The sequence below is a fragment of the Actinoplanes sp. CA-142083 genome (assembly GCF_050942195.1).
In the GTDB taxonomy this organism is placed as follows: domain Bacteria; phylum Actinomycetota; class Actinomycetes; order Mycobacteriales; family Micromonosporaceae; genus Actinoplanes.
This window is the reverse complement of sequence record NZ_CP192076.1, coordinates 4,826,168-4,840,927: the sequence shown is the minus strand read 5'-3', so window position 1 is coordinate 4,840,927 and position 14,760 is coordinate 4,826,168. Positions and strand designations below refer to the sequence as shown.

Sequence of the window (14,760 nt, the reverse complement as noted above, 5' to 3'; positions counted from 1 at the left end):
GCAGATAGGGATGCTATGCTCGGCGCCTCTCCCCGGACCCAGGCGAGGCGCCACGTGACGACTTTGACCGAACAGGCCGCCGAGCTGCTCGTCGCCGGCCGCGCTTTCGACCCCGCCCCGCCCGGCTTCGTGGGCGCCGCCGTCGACGTGCCGCTGGCCGCTCCCGGCCTGCCGCCGGCCTCCGCCAGGCAGCTCGCCGCCCGCCCGGCGCTGCGGCACGGCTTCGTCACCGCGCGCTCGCCGCGCCTGGCGGTGGTGAGCGGCCCGCCGTCGCCGGGCCTGACGGCGTCGCTGTCCCGCATGACCGATGACCTGCGCGCGGCCCGCCCGCTGCTCGGCGTCTTCACCGCGCCCGGCGGCCGGGCCGGCGGCATCCGGGTAGGGCTGGAGGCCGGCCTGGAGGGTGGCGGCCCGCTGGGCCTTCCCCGCCGGTGGGCCCTCGCCCACAAGCTCGCGCCCGTGCTGGCCGCCGCCTTCGCCAACGCGCCGGGCGCCGGTTGGCGCAGCGTCCGCCAGGCGGCCCGCCGCGACCTGCCGGTGGTTCCGGCCGGCGATCCGCGTGCGGCCTGGACCGCGTACGTGCTGGACACGCCCACCACCGACGGCCGGAGCCTCCGCCGGCGGTTCCGCGCCGGGGAGCATCCCACCGCGGCGGACCTCGTGCGTCACCTGGAGTCGCTGCGCCCGCCGGTCGCCGCCCGCGGCCACCTCGAGCTGGACGTGGCCGACACCCAGCCCGGCGACGGATGGCGCCTGCCGATCGCCGTCGTGGCCGTCCTGCTCGACGACGCCAAGGCCGCCCTCGACGCCGAGGCCGCCACCGCACAGCTGCCCACCGAGCCCCGCCTGTGGGAGCGAGCGGCCCGCGACTCCCTGACGGACCCGGTCCTTGCCGCCGCGGCCCGCGACTGCTTCCTCGCGGCCTACGCGGCGCTGGCCCGCCAGGGCGCCACCCGCTCGCTGCGCGACGCCCTCGCCGGCTACACCGAGCGCTACGTCCTGCGCGGCCGCACCCCCGCCGACGACATCCTCGACCGCCTGGCCGCCCGCCCCTGACCCTCAGCCCCTCTTGGTGAGGAGTTCGAGCAGACCCAGGGCGTGGGCGTTGGCCAGCGCCCCGGCCCGGTTCCTCGCGTTCAGCTTGCGGAAGAGCCGCGCCTGAGTGTTCTCCACGGTCTTCTCCGCGATGCCGAGCGACCTCGCCGTCTGCCGCACGGTGTCGCCGCGCGCGATGGAGCACAGGATGTCGGCCTCCCGCACGGTCAGCTCCGGCAGACCCTCGGCCGCCCCGAAGACGGGCACCGGGCAGACGGCCACCCCCGGCGCGGGACGCCCGGCCAGGCCGAGCGTGACGGCCCGGGCGGCCAGCAGGCCCTGGCTGGAGACGGCCAGCTTCTGATAGATCCGGCGCTTGTGATTCTCCACCACCCGGGTGCCGAGGCCGAGCAGGCAGGCGATCCGGGCGACCGGGTGGCCGGCCGCGAGCAACGCCACGATGTCCTGCTCGCAGTCGGTCAGCTCGGCCGGCGTGCCGCTCGCCGCGACGGCGGTCCGGTCCAGCGGGCGCAGGGCCGCCCAGTGCTGTGCCAGCACCCGCAGAAGCGCGTCCAGGCCGTGCGAGGAGGGAATCAGCGAGTCCACCCCGGCCCGCCGGGCCACGGAAACGTCGAGGCGGGTCAGCTCGCGATAGATCAGCACCAGCCGGGTGCGGGAGCAGTGGGCCCGCACCGCCGCGAGCGCCGAGATGGGCCGGTACATCACCTCGTCGTCGGCGCAGCACAGCACCAGTTCCGGCGCCCGGAGGCGGCACAGCGACAGCAGGTCGGCCGGGTCGGCGACGTCGCCGATCACCTCGAACTCGGGGCGGGCCGACACCACGGTCGCGAGCACGTCGCGGAACAGCCGTGGGGCGCCACAGATCGCAACGGGCACCGGCTCAGCGGTTGACGTTTCCACCGCAGCCTCCCGGGTGGGGAGCGCGCAACTTAACCGGGTTACTACATAGACCACTGTGATTGTTCGCGCTTTCCCCAGGTTTGCAAGCCACTAGGGGGTTCCTGCACCTCCGCGCCGTCGGTTCTTGCAGATGCAGCACCTCAGAGGTCGGCCGCAATAGTCCGCAACGTGACATTTGCTGGACCGCATTCAATTGATAAACCGGTTCATTCCCGCACGGAGTCTTAGGGGAAAAACGTTGATGGCCGTCTATTGACCGCCGATCTGGAACGCTACAAGTATTGGCCCCGAGCGCGCGCTTCCCGCAATTCGTGTCACCTGTGGGAGGAGAAATGAGTTCGGTCCGAAGAAATGCTCCCAAGCCGCTCGCCGTCACCATTGTCGCGACCGTGGTCGCGGCCGGCCTCGCCACCCCGGGCCCCGCCGTCGCCGCCGTGCCGTTCGATGTGCAGAGCCTCGACGGCCGGGGCAACAACGTCGCCAACCAGAACGTCTTCTCCGAGCGGCAGCTCACCGCGTGGGGCTGGACCTGGGGGCAGTTCCTCGACCACACCTTCGGCCTGCGGCTGGGCGCCGAACCGGGCGAGCCCACGGGTGAGACCACCAACATCGGTTTCAACAGCGCCGACCCGATGGAGGACTTCACCAATGATCTCGGCGTCATCCCCTTCGTCCGCAGCGCGCCGGCCCCCGGCACCGGGGTGACCAACCCGCGCCAGCAGATCAACTCCAACAACTCCTACATCGACGCCTGGACCGTGTACGGCGGCACGCCCACCCGGCTGGACTGGCTACGCGAGGGCAGTGTGGACGGCAACCCGGCCAACAACAACGCCGGCTGCTGATGCAGAACGGCTACCTGCCCCTCCTCACGGCCACCCACACAGCCAGATCCACGGCGAGATGGAGGTGGAGGCCGACGCCGGCACGTACACGCCGGCCCAGCTGGACGCCTTCCGGGCCCAGGGCCTCGAGGTCGAGCCGGACGGCGACGAGGTCACCGTGGTCGTACCGCTGAACAAGGGCTTCTTCAACCCCGACCTGGTGCCCGCGCTCGGGCTCGGGCCGCTGCTGGAGGCCGTCGGCGGCGAGCCGCAGTACAAGAACGAAGAGATGATCGACAACCAGCTCCGGCAGGCGTTCGGGCTGCCGCCCCGGACGTCGTTCACCCAGATCACCGGCGAGGCGAGCGCGGCCTTCCCGCCCGGCACCGGCGCGGACAGCCCGGCAAGCCGCCTGGGGTTCACCTCGCTCACCGACGCCTTCGACACCGAGGTCGACCGCAACGACGCCGACGCGCTGGAGGCCACCCCGACCCGGTTCGCCCGCGCCGCGCCGCTGGCAGCCCGGCTGCAGGCCATCTACGGCAACGTGAACAACGTGGACGCGTTCGTCGGCGTGACCGCCGAGCCGCACGCGCCGGGCTCGGAGCTCGGCGAGCTGCAGCGCGCCATGTGGACCGCGCAGTTCCGGCAGCTGCGCGACGGCGACCGGTTCTTCTACGGCAACCAGGCCACGGCGCTGGACTTCATCCGCAACACGTACGGGATCGACTTCCGGCGCAACCTCGGCGACATCATCGCCCAGAACTCGGGCATCGCCCGGGCCGACCTCCCCGCCAACGTTTCTTCGCCGACGGCGACGTGCCGCCGGTCAGTTGCCGGGTCACTTACCGGGTCGGCACCCAGTGGAACACCACCGCGACGACCGGCGGATTCGGCGTCACGATGAGCATCACCAACACCGGCGCCACGCCGATCCCGGCGTGGAAGCTGCGCTTCGTCTTCCCCGGCGGGCAGCAGCTCACCGAATTCTGGAACAGCGCCGCTGAACAGGACGGCGCCCGGGTGCCGGTGGCGAACGCGCCCTACAACGCCACCATCGGCCCCGGGCAGACCCGGGACGGCATCGGCTTCAACGCCACCTGGTCGGGCACGAACAACCGTCCGGCAGCGTTCTCGGTCAACACCACGGCCTGCAGCGTCGCCTAGGCAAATCGGCCGCGGAGCCACGGTTCCGCGGCCGATCAAAGAGCGGCCAATGCCTCCAGCAACCGGTCGATGTCCTCGAACGTCGTGCCCAGCCCGAAGCTCACCCGCAACAACCCGCCGGCACACCCCGCGCTGTCCCCCGACAGCCGCCGCACCAACGGATGGGCGCAGAACTTCCCGGCCCGCACCCCGATCCCGAATTCGTCCGCGAGCCTGGTCGCCACCGCCGAAGGGTCGCGCCCGTCCAGGGCCAGCGACACGATGCCGACGCGCTCACTACCCGTACCGAAAACACTCACCTCGGCGGCGCCCGGCACCCGCCGCAACCCTTCCCGCAGATGCGCAAGCAACTCCTGCTCGTGCGCGCGCAGCGCCGCACGGTCCGCCTCCACCAGCGCCGCACAGACCGCCGCCAGCGAGACCGCCCCGAGCAGATTCGGCGTGCCGCCCTCGTGCCGCGCCGGCCCGGCGGCCCATCGCACGTCGCCGGCCCGGTCCCCCACGTGCGCGCTCGCGCCGCCGCCGGCCAGATAGGGCGGCGCGGCGTCGAGCCAGTCGGCCCGCCCGGCCAGCACGCCCGCCCCGAACGGCGCGTAGAGCTTGTGCCCCGACAGCGCCACATAGTCGGCGCCCAGCTCGGCCAGCGAGACCGGCACGTGCGGGGCGAGCTGGGCGGCGTCGACCGCGATCCGCGCCCCGTGGCGATGGGCGACCTCGGCGAGCTCCCGCACCGGCCACAGCTCACCGGTCACATTGCTCGCCCCCGTGACGGTCAGCAACACCGGGCCGTCCAGGTCACGCAGCGCACGCTCGGCCGCCGTCACCGCCTCCGCCCACGATGCGGGCGCGCGGAGACGGAGCGCGTTCGGCCAGGGCAGCAAGTTCGCGTGGTGCTCGCCGTCGAAGACCACGGTGGTCGTGCCCGGCGGCAGAGCGCGGGCCAGCAGGTTGAGCGCGTCGGTCGTGTTGCGGGTGAACACGACCTGGTCACCGGGCCGGCAGCCGAGGAAGTCGGCGATCACGTCGCGGGCCCGCTCGTACTCGAGGGTCGAGGTCTGCGACCGCGGCCCGGTCCCCCGGTGCACGCTGCCGTAGCTGGGGAGCAGCGCGTTCACCGCGTCGGCGGCGGCGCGCACGCAGGGCGCGGTCGCCGCGTAGTCGAGATGGACGAATCCAGCCCCGATGACGTCGAGGTCGCTGGTGTGGACGGCAAGGGACATGACGACAAGCCTCCGCAAGATCGCGCTTGCCCGCGTCGATCGACGCCGGCCCGGTCCTCACCCGGGGCACCCCATCGCGAACGCAAGGGTTGCCGGTCAGCAAGCCGGGGCTTGTGCGCTGACACTCATGACCTGTCCGACACGCTAGCAAATAGGGTGGGCCGATGTACAAGGACGACTGGGCCGAATGGCACGCCGGGCACGAGCGCCGGCGGGCGTCGCCGCACGGAATGCTCGCGATCACCGGGATGCACTGGCTCGAGGAGCGGCCGCAACGCTTCGACGACGTGCCCGGCTCGTGGTCGGTGACGGCCGACGGCGTGAGCGTCACGCTGCGCGAGGGTGAGTCGCTCACGGTCGGCGATTTCGAGATCAGCGGCACGCACGCGTTCGGCAAGGTCGACGAGGAGGGCGTCATCGCCGCCTTCGGCGACGCGATCGCCGAGATAGCCAGGCGGGGCTCCGGCGTCGTCCTCCGCCCGCGCCATCCGTCCAGTCAGAAGCTCATCTCGTACGAGGGGACGCCGACGTTCCCGCCCCACGAGCGATGGCTGGTCCCGGCCCGCTTCGTCCCGTTCGCCGCACCGCGCGAGGTCACCCTGTCCACGGTCGTCGACGGCTACACCGACGCCGACGAGGCGCTCGGCCACGTCGAGTTCACGCTCGACGGCGTACCCATGAAATTGATCGTCTTTCCCGGCGCCCCCGGCGCCATGACCACGCTGTTCACCGACGCCACCTCGGGGGTGACGACCTACCCCGCGAGCCGCCGCCTGCCGGTACCCCGCCCGGCCGCCGACGGCACGCTGACGCTCGACTTCAACCGCGCCACGAACCTGCCGTGCGCCTACACGGAGTTCGCGACCTGCTCGCTGGCCCCGCCGGAGAACCGGCTCCCGGTCGCCATCGAGGCCGGCGAGCAGACGCCGCGCTAGATGCGCTCGCCGGTGATGTAGCCCTCCAGGCTCTTCCGCTCGATCTCCAGCTCGTCGATGCGGTGCTTCACCACGTCGCCGATGCTGACGACGCCGGCCAGCGAGCCGCCCTCCAGCACCGGCACGTGGCGGAAGCGGTGCTCGGTCATCAGCCGCTCGACCTCCTCGACCGCCGCGTCCGGCGCGACCGAGCGCACCTGCGACGTGTGGATCGCCGACACCGGCTCGGCCAGCACGGCGGCGCCGCGCGTGGCCAGCGCCCGCACCACGTCGCGCTCGCTGACGATGCCGTCGACGCGGCTCCCGTCCGCCGACACGACCACCGCGCCGATCTTGTGCTCGGCGAGGAGTGCCAGGAGGCTGGTGACGTCGGAGTCGGGTGTCACGGTTACGACTGTGGTGCCCTTGACGCGGAGTATGTCGCTGATACGCATCGTTGCTCCCCATCTCGTGCCGGTCCGCGGAAGCCGCCGGGCGGGCCGTCCGATGACGGGGTGGCCACGCCACATTGCGTGCATATGCCTACTTGCAGTCAATCACGTCTTGAAGTCAAGAGCATCAAGATGTCAAGTCCGCGCAGGTGGTGTGGCAAACCCGCGGCGCGCGGCGCCGGGCCGCTATGGTGCATCGATGAATCGCACCGCGTTGGTCACCGGCGCGTCCTCCGGCATCGGCCGGGCCACCGCCGCCGCGCTCGTCACCCGCGGTTACCGCGTCCTCGGCACCTGCCGCGCCCCCGAGGCCCTGCCCGACGACCGCCGCGTGGCCGGCGTCGACTACCTCCCGCTCGACCTCGCCGACGAGGCGTCGATCGAGGCCATGGCCGCCCACGTGGGCGACGTCGACGTGCTGGTCAACAACGCCGGCGAGAGCCATTCCGGCCCGTTCGAGGAGCTGCCCGCCGACGACCTGCGCCGCCTCTTCCAGGTCAACGTCCTCGGCCCGGTCCGTCTCACCCAGCTCGTGCTGCCCGGCATGCGCGCACGCCGCTACGGCCGGGTCGTCATGGTCGGCTCGATGCTCGCGTCGTTCCCCCTGGCGTACCGCTCCTCGTATGTCGCGACGAAGGCCGCCCTCAAGGGCTTCAGCAACGGCGCCCGCCACGAGCTGTCACCGTTCGGCGTGTGGTTCACGACGGTCGAGCCCGGCTCCATCAACACCGGCATCAGCGAACGCCGCACGAGACACATCGCCGCCGACTCCCCGCACCGCGAGGACTTCGACACGATGCTGGCCGCCCTGAACCGCAACGAAAAAGCAGGAATCGGCCCCGGCCAGGTAGCCGCCGTGATCGTCAAGGCCATAGAGGCGCAAAAGCCCAGGCAGCGGTACGCCGTCGGCAGCAACGCGCCGCTCGTGTTCGCCCTGCGCCGCGTGGCCCCCACGTCGCTGGCCGAGAAGCTGACCCACCGCCGCCACGACCTGCGCCGCTGAGCCGCCGCGGGTCAGACGATGACGATGGCGGAGAGGAACGACGGGTTCTCCTCCTCGGCCACGTCGCGTGCCGGCGGCGCCACGATGTCGGCCTTCGTGCCGTAGTCCGAGAAGGTGAAGGCGGTGGCGCTGCCGGCCGCCTCCGTGAGGCCGATTCTCGTGAAGCGGCCCTGCTCGTCGAGGTCGGCGGTCACGCGCATCTCCGTGGCGGCCTTGGCATTCGTGACGGAGAGCTTGCCGGAGAACGAGCGGGTGCCGGTCTTGGTCATGCCGTCGGCCTTGGTCGCCGGATTCGCCAGGTTCCAGGGGAACTTGTCGCCGTACACGGTGGATAGCTCGCTGCCGTTCGGCAACCGGGTGTGCACCCAGCCGCCGGCGGCGAGGCGGTCGTACGAGGCCCGCGACGGCATCATGAGCTCCAGCGTCTTGCCGCTCGCCCGCACGTACAGCTCGTTGCCGACCCGGCGCACGACGTACTCCTTGCCAGTGACCTCCCAGTTCCTGGTCTCGGCGTTCACGATGCCGGTGAAGCTGGGCACCCCTTCCCCGGCGAACCGGGCGGATTCCGTACCCAATCGTGCTTTTGCCGCGGCGAGCGCGGCCGTGGGATCGGCCGGAATCGTCGCCGGCGCCGGCGGGGCCTGGCTCGCCGGAGTCGCGTTGTCCGTCCTGCCCGAGCAGGCGCCGACCGTGAGAACTACCGCCATCGTGGCTGTCAGCCGCCAAGCCCGCATACCGCATCCCCCCGCTTCGATGATCATGAACGGACGACACTGTAAACCGGAGATCATCACGGCGGGGTCGCGCCACCGTCATCGTTCGCGATCAAATACGGCGATCGATTCGGCGCCGACGTTGCGGAGAGCATCCATGATCGAGTTCCTCGCGGAGACACCCGTCGCCGGTTCCCTGGACGTCGCGTGGATCCACGGCCGCCGCGGCGAGCCTGCGATCCAGGTGCACTTCTACGACGAGCACACCGCGATCCTGCGGCAGAGCAAGCGGCTCAACTACGAGGCGCCCTTCATCTTTCTGCTCTTCGGCAACGACCGGGCCCTCCTGCTGGACACCGGCGCCACCGCCGACCCCGAGTCTTTCCCGCTGCGCGCGACCGTGGATTCGCTCATCGACGCCTGGCATCAAGAACACCCCCGTGACGCGTACGAGTTGGTGGTAGCGCACACCCACGGCCACGGCGACCACGTCGCCGCCGACCCGCAGTTCGCCGACCGCCCCGCCACCACGGTCGTCCCCCACCAGAACGAAGCCGTCCGCGCGTTCTTCGGCCTCACGGATGAGCCCACTAGCCATGCCTTATTCGATCTGGGCGGCCGGGTGCTGGAGGTCATCGGCTCACCGGGCCATCACGAGGCAGCCGTCACCATCCACGACCCGTGGACCGGGATCCTGTTCACCGGCGACACGGTCCTGCCCGGCCGCCTCTACGTCGCCGACCACGCCGCCTACCTAGCCACCCTCGAGAGCCTGGTCGCCTTCGCCGGCACCCACACCGTGACCCACGTGCTGGGCTGCCACATCGAGATGACCCGCAAACCCGGCCGCGACTATCCGCTGGGCGCCCAGTACCAGCCCCGCGAGCGCGCCCTGCAGATGACCGCCGCCCACCTCACCGCCATCCGCGACGCCACCGCCCAGGCCACCGGCCGCCCCGGCATCCACCGCCACCCGGACTTCATCCTCTACAACGAGCCCGGTAGGAAGGAACAGCGCAAGCTGCTGGCCCGAGCCCGCCTCCGCCGCTTCCAGGAGAAACTCCTCCGGCGCTGACCCAGCCCGCCGCTGTTCCGCGAGAACTCAAGCAGCGCGGCGAGCGCGAGACCGCCGACTGCGCGGCGCTAAGGCAAACGAATTCGCGCCGCCACGTTCGATGCCGGCACAAGCCCGCGCGGTATCCGAATCGCCGTCGGGAACATCTGTGACCAGGCCCGCAAGCATCGCGGGCCAGCACCGCAACATCACCTCACGGCGTTGGTGCCGTCCAGGAAAGATCGGAATGGGCTGCTCGCCTGGCGGAAGAGCACGGCTTGAACTGCAAGCCGGCTACGGCGAGCAGGCCGGCACGCGAGCGGGCTGGTACGCGCTCGAACGGCGGGATGGGGCCGTCGCCGGCGACTAAGCGCGAGCAGTGCCGGGTACCGTATTACGTGCGTAGTACGCTTGGGGGGTGCCATACGAATGGGATGATTGGGCGCTGGCTGCGCTCGTCGGCGTCGAGCCGTATGAGGTGCAGCAGCTCCTGGACGCCAAGCGGCGGTGGCCCCGGCGGGCTACCAGCTCCACCGGCGTTCCCGTCCTGACCGTGTGGGGCCGTACGGTGGCGGGCCGGCCGCTGATCGTTGCGGTCTACCACGTCGCCGGGATCACTTGGAAGATCATCGGTGCGCGGGAGATGACCGATGGGGAGCTGGTGGAGTTCGGGCAATGGGAGGAGACACGATGAGCCACGACAGCGACGTGCCGCGGACAGCCGAGCAGGTTGCCGCGTTCATGGATGGTCTTTCCTTCGAAGCCCCGCCCGGCCCGCAGGAGGAGCAAGCCCTGCTGGACTCGCTGCCGCCGGCGGGGTCGAGTGTCATGGTCGTGCGGTCGCTCCGGTTGCCGGCCGAGCTGGACGAGGCGGTTGCGGTTGCCGCCAAGGCGGCCGAAGTGCCCAAGACGGCCTGGATCCGGCAGGCGATCGAAATGGCCCTCGCGGTGCAGGCGGAAGACGACCAGCCGATCTCGCGCGCCGAGGCATTGCGCGCGCTGACCTTGCTGCGGCCGGCCCGCCACGTCGCCTGACCGAAGACCGGCCACCAATGCGGCGCGGGGGCTGGTTGCGCCGGGCCGCGGCGCGGAGGTTTGGCGGTATTGTCCGGCGAGGCGGCCTTTGTGTCGGCGCCGGGGCGACGAGGTCAGCTGGGCGGGTGGCGGCGCAGGCGGCGTAGGGCCAGGGCCAACTGCAGGCGCAGGCGGCCTTGCGGCTCGCGGATCGGCCAGCCGAGCAGGTGCTCGGCGGCGACTATGCGGTCCTGGAGCGTGGAGTGGTGCAGCCGTAGAGCGGTGGCTGCCGCGCGGAGACTGGGGGCGTCGGCGAAGGCATGCAGGGTGGACAAGGCCCAGGGTGCGGCGGCGGTCGCGTGTTCCAGGGCGCGCAGGTCGGGCACGTCGGCGGTGTCGGGTAGGTCGGCCAGCAGGGCCAGGGCGCCCAGATCCTCGTGGAGGACCACCGAGGGGCCAGGGTCCTCGGGGGTCCCGTCGGCGGCGAAGCGCAGCGCGATGCGGGCCGCCGCGTAAGAGGAGGGTAGGTCTGCCGGGGCGACTGCGGGGCCCACGCCGACGCGACCGGGTGGCGTGGAGGCGGCTTGCGGGGCCTCGGTGGTTGGTGCGGCGGCGACCTGGGCGGCATGTGCAGGGGGTAGGGAAACATCGGCGGGGAGCAGGAGGGGGCCGGTGACTGTCGCTGCGGCGTGAAAACGCGTGGAGTCGCTCATCTTCAGCGTGGTCGCTGCCTGACGCCGTACGTCAGAAGGAGCCGCGGCGTCGACGATCAGCTCGACCAACGCCGGGTCTTTCGCGGGGGCCCGGCCCCGCGTGCGGTCCAGGACCGCACGGGCAGCGCCCGCCGCACGCTCCAGGATCATCGCGTCCACCGGGCCGGGCTCGCCGGGGCGTTCCAGACACAGGGTGGCCGACGGGGCCAGGACCGAGTGCATCCAGGCGGGATCGGGCGGGGCGGAGCTGGGGGCGGCGTTGCCTGCCTGGTCGACGCGGATGTGGACGCGGCGGGAGAGGTCGTCGAGGCGGGCAGGGCAACCGGCCAGGACGGCCGCGCCGCGGACTATCGCCTGCAGGCCGGCCTTGTTCTCGGTCAAGCCGTCGAAGTAGGCGATGACCCGCAGCGCGGCTCCGGCGTCGGCGTCCAGTGCCGCCAGCCGCACTGCCAGGTCTTTCACGTCGACCCCCGGAGAGCCAGCGGTTGAATCAGCCGTTGAAGAGGCGGTTCAGCCAGCGTACTCGTGCGTCGCGGGCGTCCTGGCTCAGCTGGGCGGTGGGCGCCAGGCCGTCGAAGCCGTGGAAGCCGCCGGGCCAGACGTGCAGCTCGGCCCGGCCGCCGGCGTGCCAGATACGGGTTGCGTAGGTGACGTCCTCGTCGCGGAAGGTCTCGGCGGAGCCCACGTCGATGAAGGCGGGCGGCAGGCCCGAGAGGTCGGTGGCGCGGGCCGGCGCGGCGTAGGGCGAGACGTCGGGGCCGCCGCGGGAGTCGCCGAGCAGGGCGGTCCAGCCGAACTCGTTGGCGCCGTGGTCCCACACGCCGAGGCCGGCCATCTGGTGCGACGAGGGGGTGTCGTTGCGGTCGTCGAGCATGGGGTAGATGAGCATCTGGCCCAGCAGGGCGGGGCCGCCCTGGTCGCGGGCGCGCAGGGCGAGAGCGGCGGCCAGGCCACCACCGGCGCTGCCGCCGGCGACGATCATGCGGGCCGGGTCGAAGCCCAGCTCGTCGGCGTGGGCGGCGGTCCAGAGCAAACCGGCATAGCAGTCGTCGATCGGGCCGGGGTGCGGGGTCTCGGGGGCCAGACGGTATTCGACGGAGACGACGACGAGGTTGAACTGGGCGGCCCAGTCGAGCATCTCGACGACGCCGATACGGCGGTCGCCGAGGACCATGCCGCCGCCGTGGGTGTGGTAGATGCAGCCGAGTGTGCCGGTGGGGGCGGTCGGGGTGCAGATCAGCAGGGTGATGCCGGGGTCGTCGCCGAGGCCGGGGACCTCGCGTTCCTCGACCCGGAAGGCGCCGTCGCGCGCCAGCTCCTCCGCGGTCGGCATGGCCATGATCGAGCCGGAGCGCATGGTTTCGAGGAGATCGGCGTTCAGCGACGGCGGCATCATGTCGGCGAGGGCGCTGAGCGCGGCCCCGAGCTCGGGGTCGAACGGGGGCGGGGGCAGAGTGGTCGTCACGCGAACCTCCTGATGAATGGGGTGTGACCGCTGTCACCAGCATGAAACGAGGGGCGGCCGCGCCCGAGCGCCATCCGGCGGAAACTACCCGCCAGATGGCGGCTAAGGTCCAGGGATGGAACTGAACGATCAGGCCGCCCTCACCAGCGGCGCCGACTTCTGGTCCAGCACCGCGGCCGGCGCCGTCCCGGCGATCACCCTGACCGACGGCCCGCACGGCGTGCGCCTCCAGGGCGGCGACGATCTGCTCACCGGCCGGCCCGCCACCTGTTTCCCGCCCGCCGTGGCCTCCGGGTCCACCTGGGACCCCGACCTCCTGCGCCGGATGGGCGAGGCCCTCGGCGACGAATGCCGGGCGATGGGCGTGCAGGTGCTGCTCGGCCCCGGCATCAACCTCAAGCGGACCCCGCTCGGCGGGCGCAACTTCGAGTACTTCAGCGAGGACCCGCTCGTCGCCGGGATGCTCGCCGCCGCCTGGGTTTCCGGGCTTCAGAGCCGCGGCGTGGGCGCGTCGCTGAAGCACTTCGCGGTCAACAGCCAGGAGACCGACCGCATGCGCGTCAGCGCCGACGTCGACGAGCGGTCGCTGCGCGAGCTCTACCTGCGCGCCTTCCAACGGGTGGTCACGACGGCCCAGCCGTGGACCGTGATGTGCGCCTACAACAAGGTGAACGGCGTCTACGCCAGCCAGAACCATTTCCTGCTCACCGAGGTGCTGCGGGACGAGTGGGGTTTCCGCGGCGTCGTCGTTTCCGACTGGGGAGCGGTGGTCGACCGGGTGGAAGCCGTCCGCGCGGGCCTCGACCTGACCATGCCCGGCCCCGATGCGACCGGCGACCAGGCGCTGGCCGACGCGGTCAACGACGGCCGTCTCCCGGCGCCGATTCTCGCCCAGGCCGCTCAGCGGGTCTCCGACCTGGTCGCCAAAACCTTTAAGGACCAGGCTGACGCGTACGATGTGAGCGCGCACCACGAGCTGGCGCGGGAGATCGCCGCGCGGGGCATCGTGCTCCTCAAGAACGAGGGCGACCTGCTTCCGCTGAGCGCCGGCCAGACCGTCGCCGTGCTGGGCGAGCCGGCCCGCACCCCGCGCTACCAGGGCGGTGGCAGCTCCCAGATCACCCCGACCCGCCTTGACGACGCTCTCACCGCGATCTCGGAGTCGGCCCCCGGCAAGGTCACCTTCATCACCGACCCCGCCCTCGCCGCGCGGTCCGACGTCGCGATCGTCTTCGCCGCCACCGAGCAGGAGACCGAGGGCGCCGACCGCGAGTCCCTCGACCTCCCGCGCGAGCAGCTCGATCTGATCGCCCGGGTCGCGGCGGCCAATCCCCGTACGGTGGTGGTCCTCTCCAACGGCGCGGTGGTCGCCACGTCGCCCTGGGACAGCGCGGTTCCCGCCCTCATGGAGGGCTGGCTGCTCGGCCAGGCCGGCGGCAGTGCCATCGCCGACGTCCTCTTCGGCCGCGTCAACCCGTCCGGCCGGCTCGCCGAGACCATCCCGATGAAGCTCGCCGACCACCCCTCGTACCTGGACTTCCCGGGCGAGGCCGGCCACGTCCGCTACGGCGAGGGCATCCACGTCGGCTACCGCGGCTTCGACGCCCGGGCGCAGGAGGTCGCCTATCCCTTCGGCTTCGGTCTCTCCTACACCACCTTCGCGTACGGGGAGGCCACCGCGACCCTCTCGGACATCGGCGATCTCGAGATCCGCCTTGCCGTCAGCAACACCGGCTCCCGGGACGGCCGTGAGGTGGTTCAGGCGTACGTCAGCCTCGATGGCTCCCGAGTCCGTCGCGCGCCGCGAGAGCTGAAGGCCTTCGCGAACGTCCCCATCGCCGCCGGCTCTTCCCGCGAGGTGACCCTTCACATCGACCGTGCCGACCTTGCCTATTGGGACACGAAACTTTCCCGCTGGGTCGTCGAGAACGGCACCTACACGATTTCGGTGGGCGCCTCGTCCCGCGACATCCGCACCACCGTGGCGGTCGAGATCCCCGGCGACGAGGCCCGCTACCCCCTGACCGCCGACTCCACGCTCGGCGAGTGGCTCTCCGACCCGCGCGGTGCCGAGGTCCTCATGGATGTCTTCGCCAAGATGGCCGCCGAGGGCGGCGGTGGGATGGCCGGCGCGCTGACCATGGACCCCGCGATGCTGCAGATGGCGATGAGTTTCCCGCTCGTCCGGATGGCGATGTTCCCCGGCAGTCCCTTCACCGCCGAGGCCCTCGCCGAGCTGGTGGAGGCCGCCAACAGCTAGGGCGA

General features: G+C 71.7%; 16 protein-coding genes and 1 riboswitch. Of the genes, 10 read left to right on the top strand and 6 right to left on the bottom strand.

Annotation, left to right across the window (positions count from 1 at the left end; translation table 11 throughout):
- The first annotated feature begins 54 nt into the window (after nt 1-54).
- Nucleotides 55-1,056: a glutamate-cysteine ligase family protein gene (locus tag ACQPZX_RS22155; RefSeq protein WP_433383727.1), complete on the top strand. Its 1,002-nt coding sequence runs from the start codon at nt 55-57 to the stop codon at nt 1,054-1,056.
- A 3-nt stretch (nt 1,057-1,059) separates the two neighbouring features.
- Here the strand turns inward: ACQPZX_RS22155 and ACQPZX_RS22150 are convergent, their stop codons facing one another.
- The gene (locus ACQPZX_RS22150; protein ID WP_433383725.1) at nt 1,060-1,956 is read right to left on the bottom strand and encodes a response regulator transcription factor; all 897 of its coding nucleotides are present in this window, start codon (nt 1,954-1,956) and stop codon (nt 1,060-1,062) included.
- 332 nt (nt 1,957-2,288) lie between these two features.
- On the opposite strand from ACQPZX_RS22150, the gene ACQPZX_RS22145 reads away from it, so the two are divergent.
- Genes ACQPZX_RS22145 through ACQPZX_RS22135 form a run of 3 tightly spaced genes read left to right on the top strand, consistent with a single transcriptional unit; the run spans nt 2,289 to nt 3,947 of the window.
- Nucleotides 2,289-2,801: a peroxidase family protein gene (locus tag ACQPZX_RS22145; protein WP_433383723.1), complete on the top strand. Its 513-nt coding sequence runs from the start codon at nt 2,289-2,291 to the stop codon at nt 2,799-2,801.
- A 58-nt stretch (nt 2,802-2,859) separates the two neighbouring features.
- On the top strand, nt 2,860-3,687 hold the full coding sequence (locus ACQPZX_RS22140) for a peroxidase family protein (RefSeq protein WP_433383721.1): 828 nt from the start codon (nt 2,860-2,862) through the stop codon (nt 3,685-3,687).
- Complete coding sequence (locus ACQPZX_RS22135) at nt 3,600-3,947, top strand: cellulose binding domain-containing protein (RefSeq protein WP_433383720.1); 348 nt, start codon at nt 3,600-3,602, stop codon at nt 3,945-3,947. Before ACQPZX_RS22140 ends, ACQPZX_RS22135 begins: the two co-directional genes overlap by 88 nt.
- A 35-nt stretch (nt 3,948-3,982) precedes the next feature.
- On the opposite strand, the gene ACQPZX_RS22130 is transcribed toward ACQPZX_RS22135, so the two are convergent.
- Nucleotides 3,983-5,167 (bottom strand): aminotransferase class V-fold PLP-dependent enzyme, encoded by a 1,185-nt coding sequence (locus tag ACQPZX_RS22130; RefSeq protein ID WP_433383718.1) that lies wholly within the window; start codon nt 5,165-5,167, stop codon nt 3,983-3,985.
- Between the two features lie 17 nt (nt 5,168-5,184).
- Nucleotides 5,185-5,300: riboswitch (SAM riboswitch) on the bottom strand.
- A gap of 31 nt (nt 5,301-5,331) precedes the next feature.
- Here ACQPZX_RS22130 and ACQPZX_RS22125 point away from each other — a divergent pair.
- On the top strand, nt 5,332-6,102 hold the full coding sequence (locus ACQPZX_RS22125; RefSeq protein WP_433383716.1) for a DUF1684 domain-containing protein: 771 nt from the start codon (nt 5,332-5,334) through the stop codon (nt 6,100-6,102).
- On the opposite strand, the gene ACQPZX_RS22120 is transcribed toward ACQPZX_RS22125, so the two are convergent.
- Nucleotides 6,099-6,488, bottom strand: coding sequence for a CBS domain-containing protein (locus ACQPZX_RS22120; protein WP_433383714.1), 390 nt, complete (start codon nt 6,486-6,488; stop codon nt 6,099-6,101). The genes ACQPZX_RS22125 and ACQPZX_RS22120 overlap by 4 nt on opposite strands.
- 244 nt (nt 6,489-6,732) lie before the next feature.
- On the opposite strand from ACQPZX_RS22120, the gene ACQPZX_RS22115 reads away from it, so the two are divergent.
- On the top strand, nt 6,733-7,536 hold the full coding sequence (locus ACQPZX_RS22115; RefSeq protein WP_433383712.1) for an SDR family oxidoreductase: 804 nt from the start codon (nt 6,733-6,735) through the stop codon (nt 7,534-7,536).
- 11 nt (nt 7,537-7,547) lie between these two features.
- Here ACQPZX_RS22115 and ACQPZX_RS22110 read toward each other — a convergent pair whose 3' ends face one another.
- Nucleotides 7,548-8,243 carry a hypothetical protein gene (locus ACQPZX_RS22110; RefSeq protein WP_433383710.1) on the bottom strand — a complete coding sequence of 232 codons (696 nt, stop codon included), beginning with the start codon at nt 8,241-8,243 and terminating at the stop codon, nt 7,548-7,550.
- A gap of 163 nt (nt 8,244-8,406) precedes the next feature.
- On the opposite strand from ACQPZX_RS22110, the gene ACQPZX_RS22105 reads away from it, so the two are divergent.
- The 3 genes from ACQPZX_RS22105 to ACQPZX_RS22095 all read left to right on the top strand — a co-directional run bounded on the left by ACQPZX_RS22105 (nt 8,407) and on the right by ACQPZX_RS22095 (nt 10,338).
- Nucleotides 8,407-9,324, top strand: coding sequence for an MBL fold metallo-hydrolase (locus ACQPZX_RS22105; protein WP_433383708.1), 918 nt, complete (start codon nt 8,407-8,409; stop codon nt 9,322-9,324).
- Nucleotides 9,325-9,721: 397 nt separating this feature from the next.
- The gene (locus ACQPZX_RS22100) at nt 9,722-9,997 is read left to right on the top strand and encodes a hypothetical protein (RefSeq protein ID WP_433383707.1); all 276 of its coding nucleotides are present in this window, start codon (nt 9,722-9,724) and stop codon (nt 9,995-9,997) included.
- Nucleotides 9,994-10,338, top strand: coding sequence for a ribbon-helix-helix protein, CopG family (locus tag ACQPZX_RS22095; protein ID WP_433383705.1), 345 nt, complete (start codon nt 9,994-9,996; stop codon nt 10,336-10,338). The genes ACQPZX_RS22100 and ACQPZX_RS22095 overlap by 4 nt, the downstream gene beginning before the upstream one ends.
- 113 nt (nt 10,339-10,451) lie before the next feature.
- Here ACQPZX_RS22095 and ACQPZX_RS22090 read toward each other — a convergent pair whose 3' ends face one another.
- Nucleotides 10,452-11,492: a helix-turn-helix domain-containing protein gene (locus ACQPZX_RS22090; RefSeq protein ID WP_433383703.1), complete on the bottom strand. Its 1,041-nt coding sequence runs from the start codon at nt 11,490-11,492 to the stop codon at nt 10,452-10,454.
- Nucleotides 11,493-11,520: 28 nt separating this feature from the next.
- Nucleotides 11,521-12,495 carry an alpha/beta hydrolase gene (locus ACQPZX_RS22085; RefSeq protein ID WP_433383701.1) on the bottom strand — a complete coding sequence of 325 codons (975 nt, stop codon included), beginning with the start codon at nt 12,493-12,495 and terminating at the stop codon, nt 11,521-11,523.
- A 115-nt stretch (nt 12,496-12,610) separates the two neighbouring features.
- Here ACQPZX_RS22085 and ACQPZX_RS22080 point away from each other — a divergent pair, with 115 nt between their 5' ends.
- On the top strand, nt 12,611-14,755 hold the full coding sequence (locus ACQPZX_RS22080) for a glycoside hydrolase family 3 C-terminal domain-containing protein (protein ID WP_433383699.1): 2,145 nt from the start codon (nt 12,611-12,613) through the stop codon (nt 14,753-14,755).
- Nucleotides 14,756-14,760: the final 5 nt, after the last annotated feature.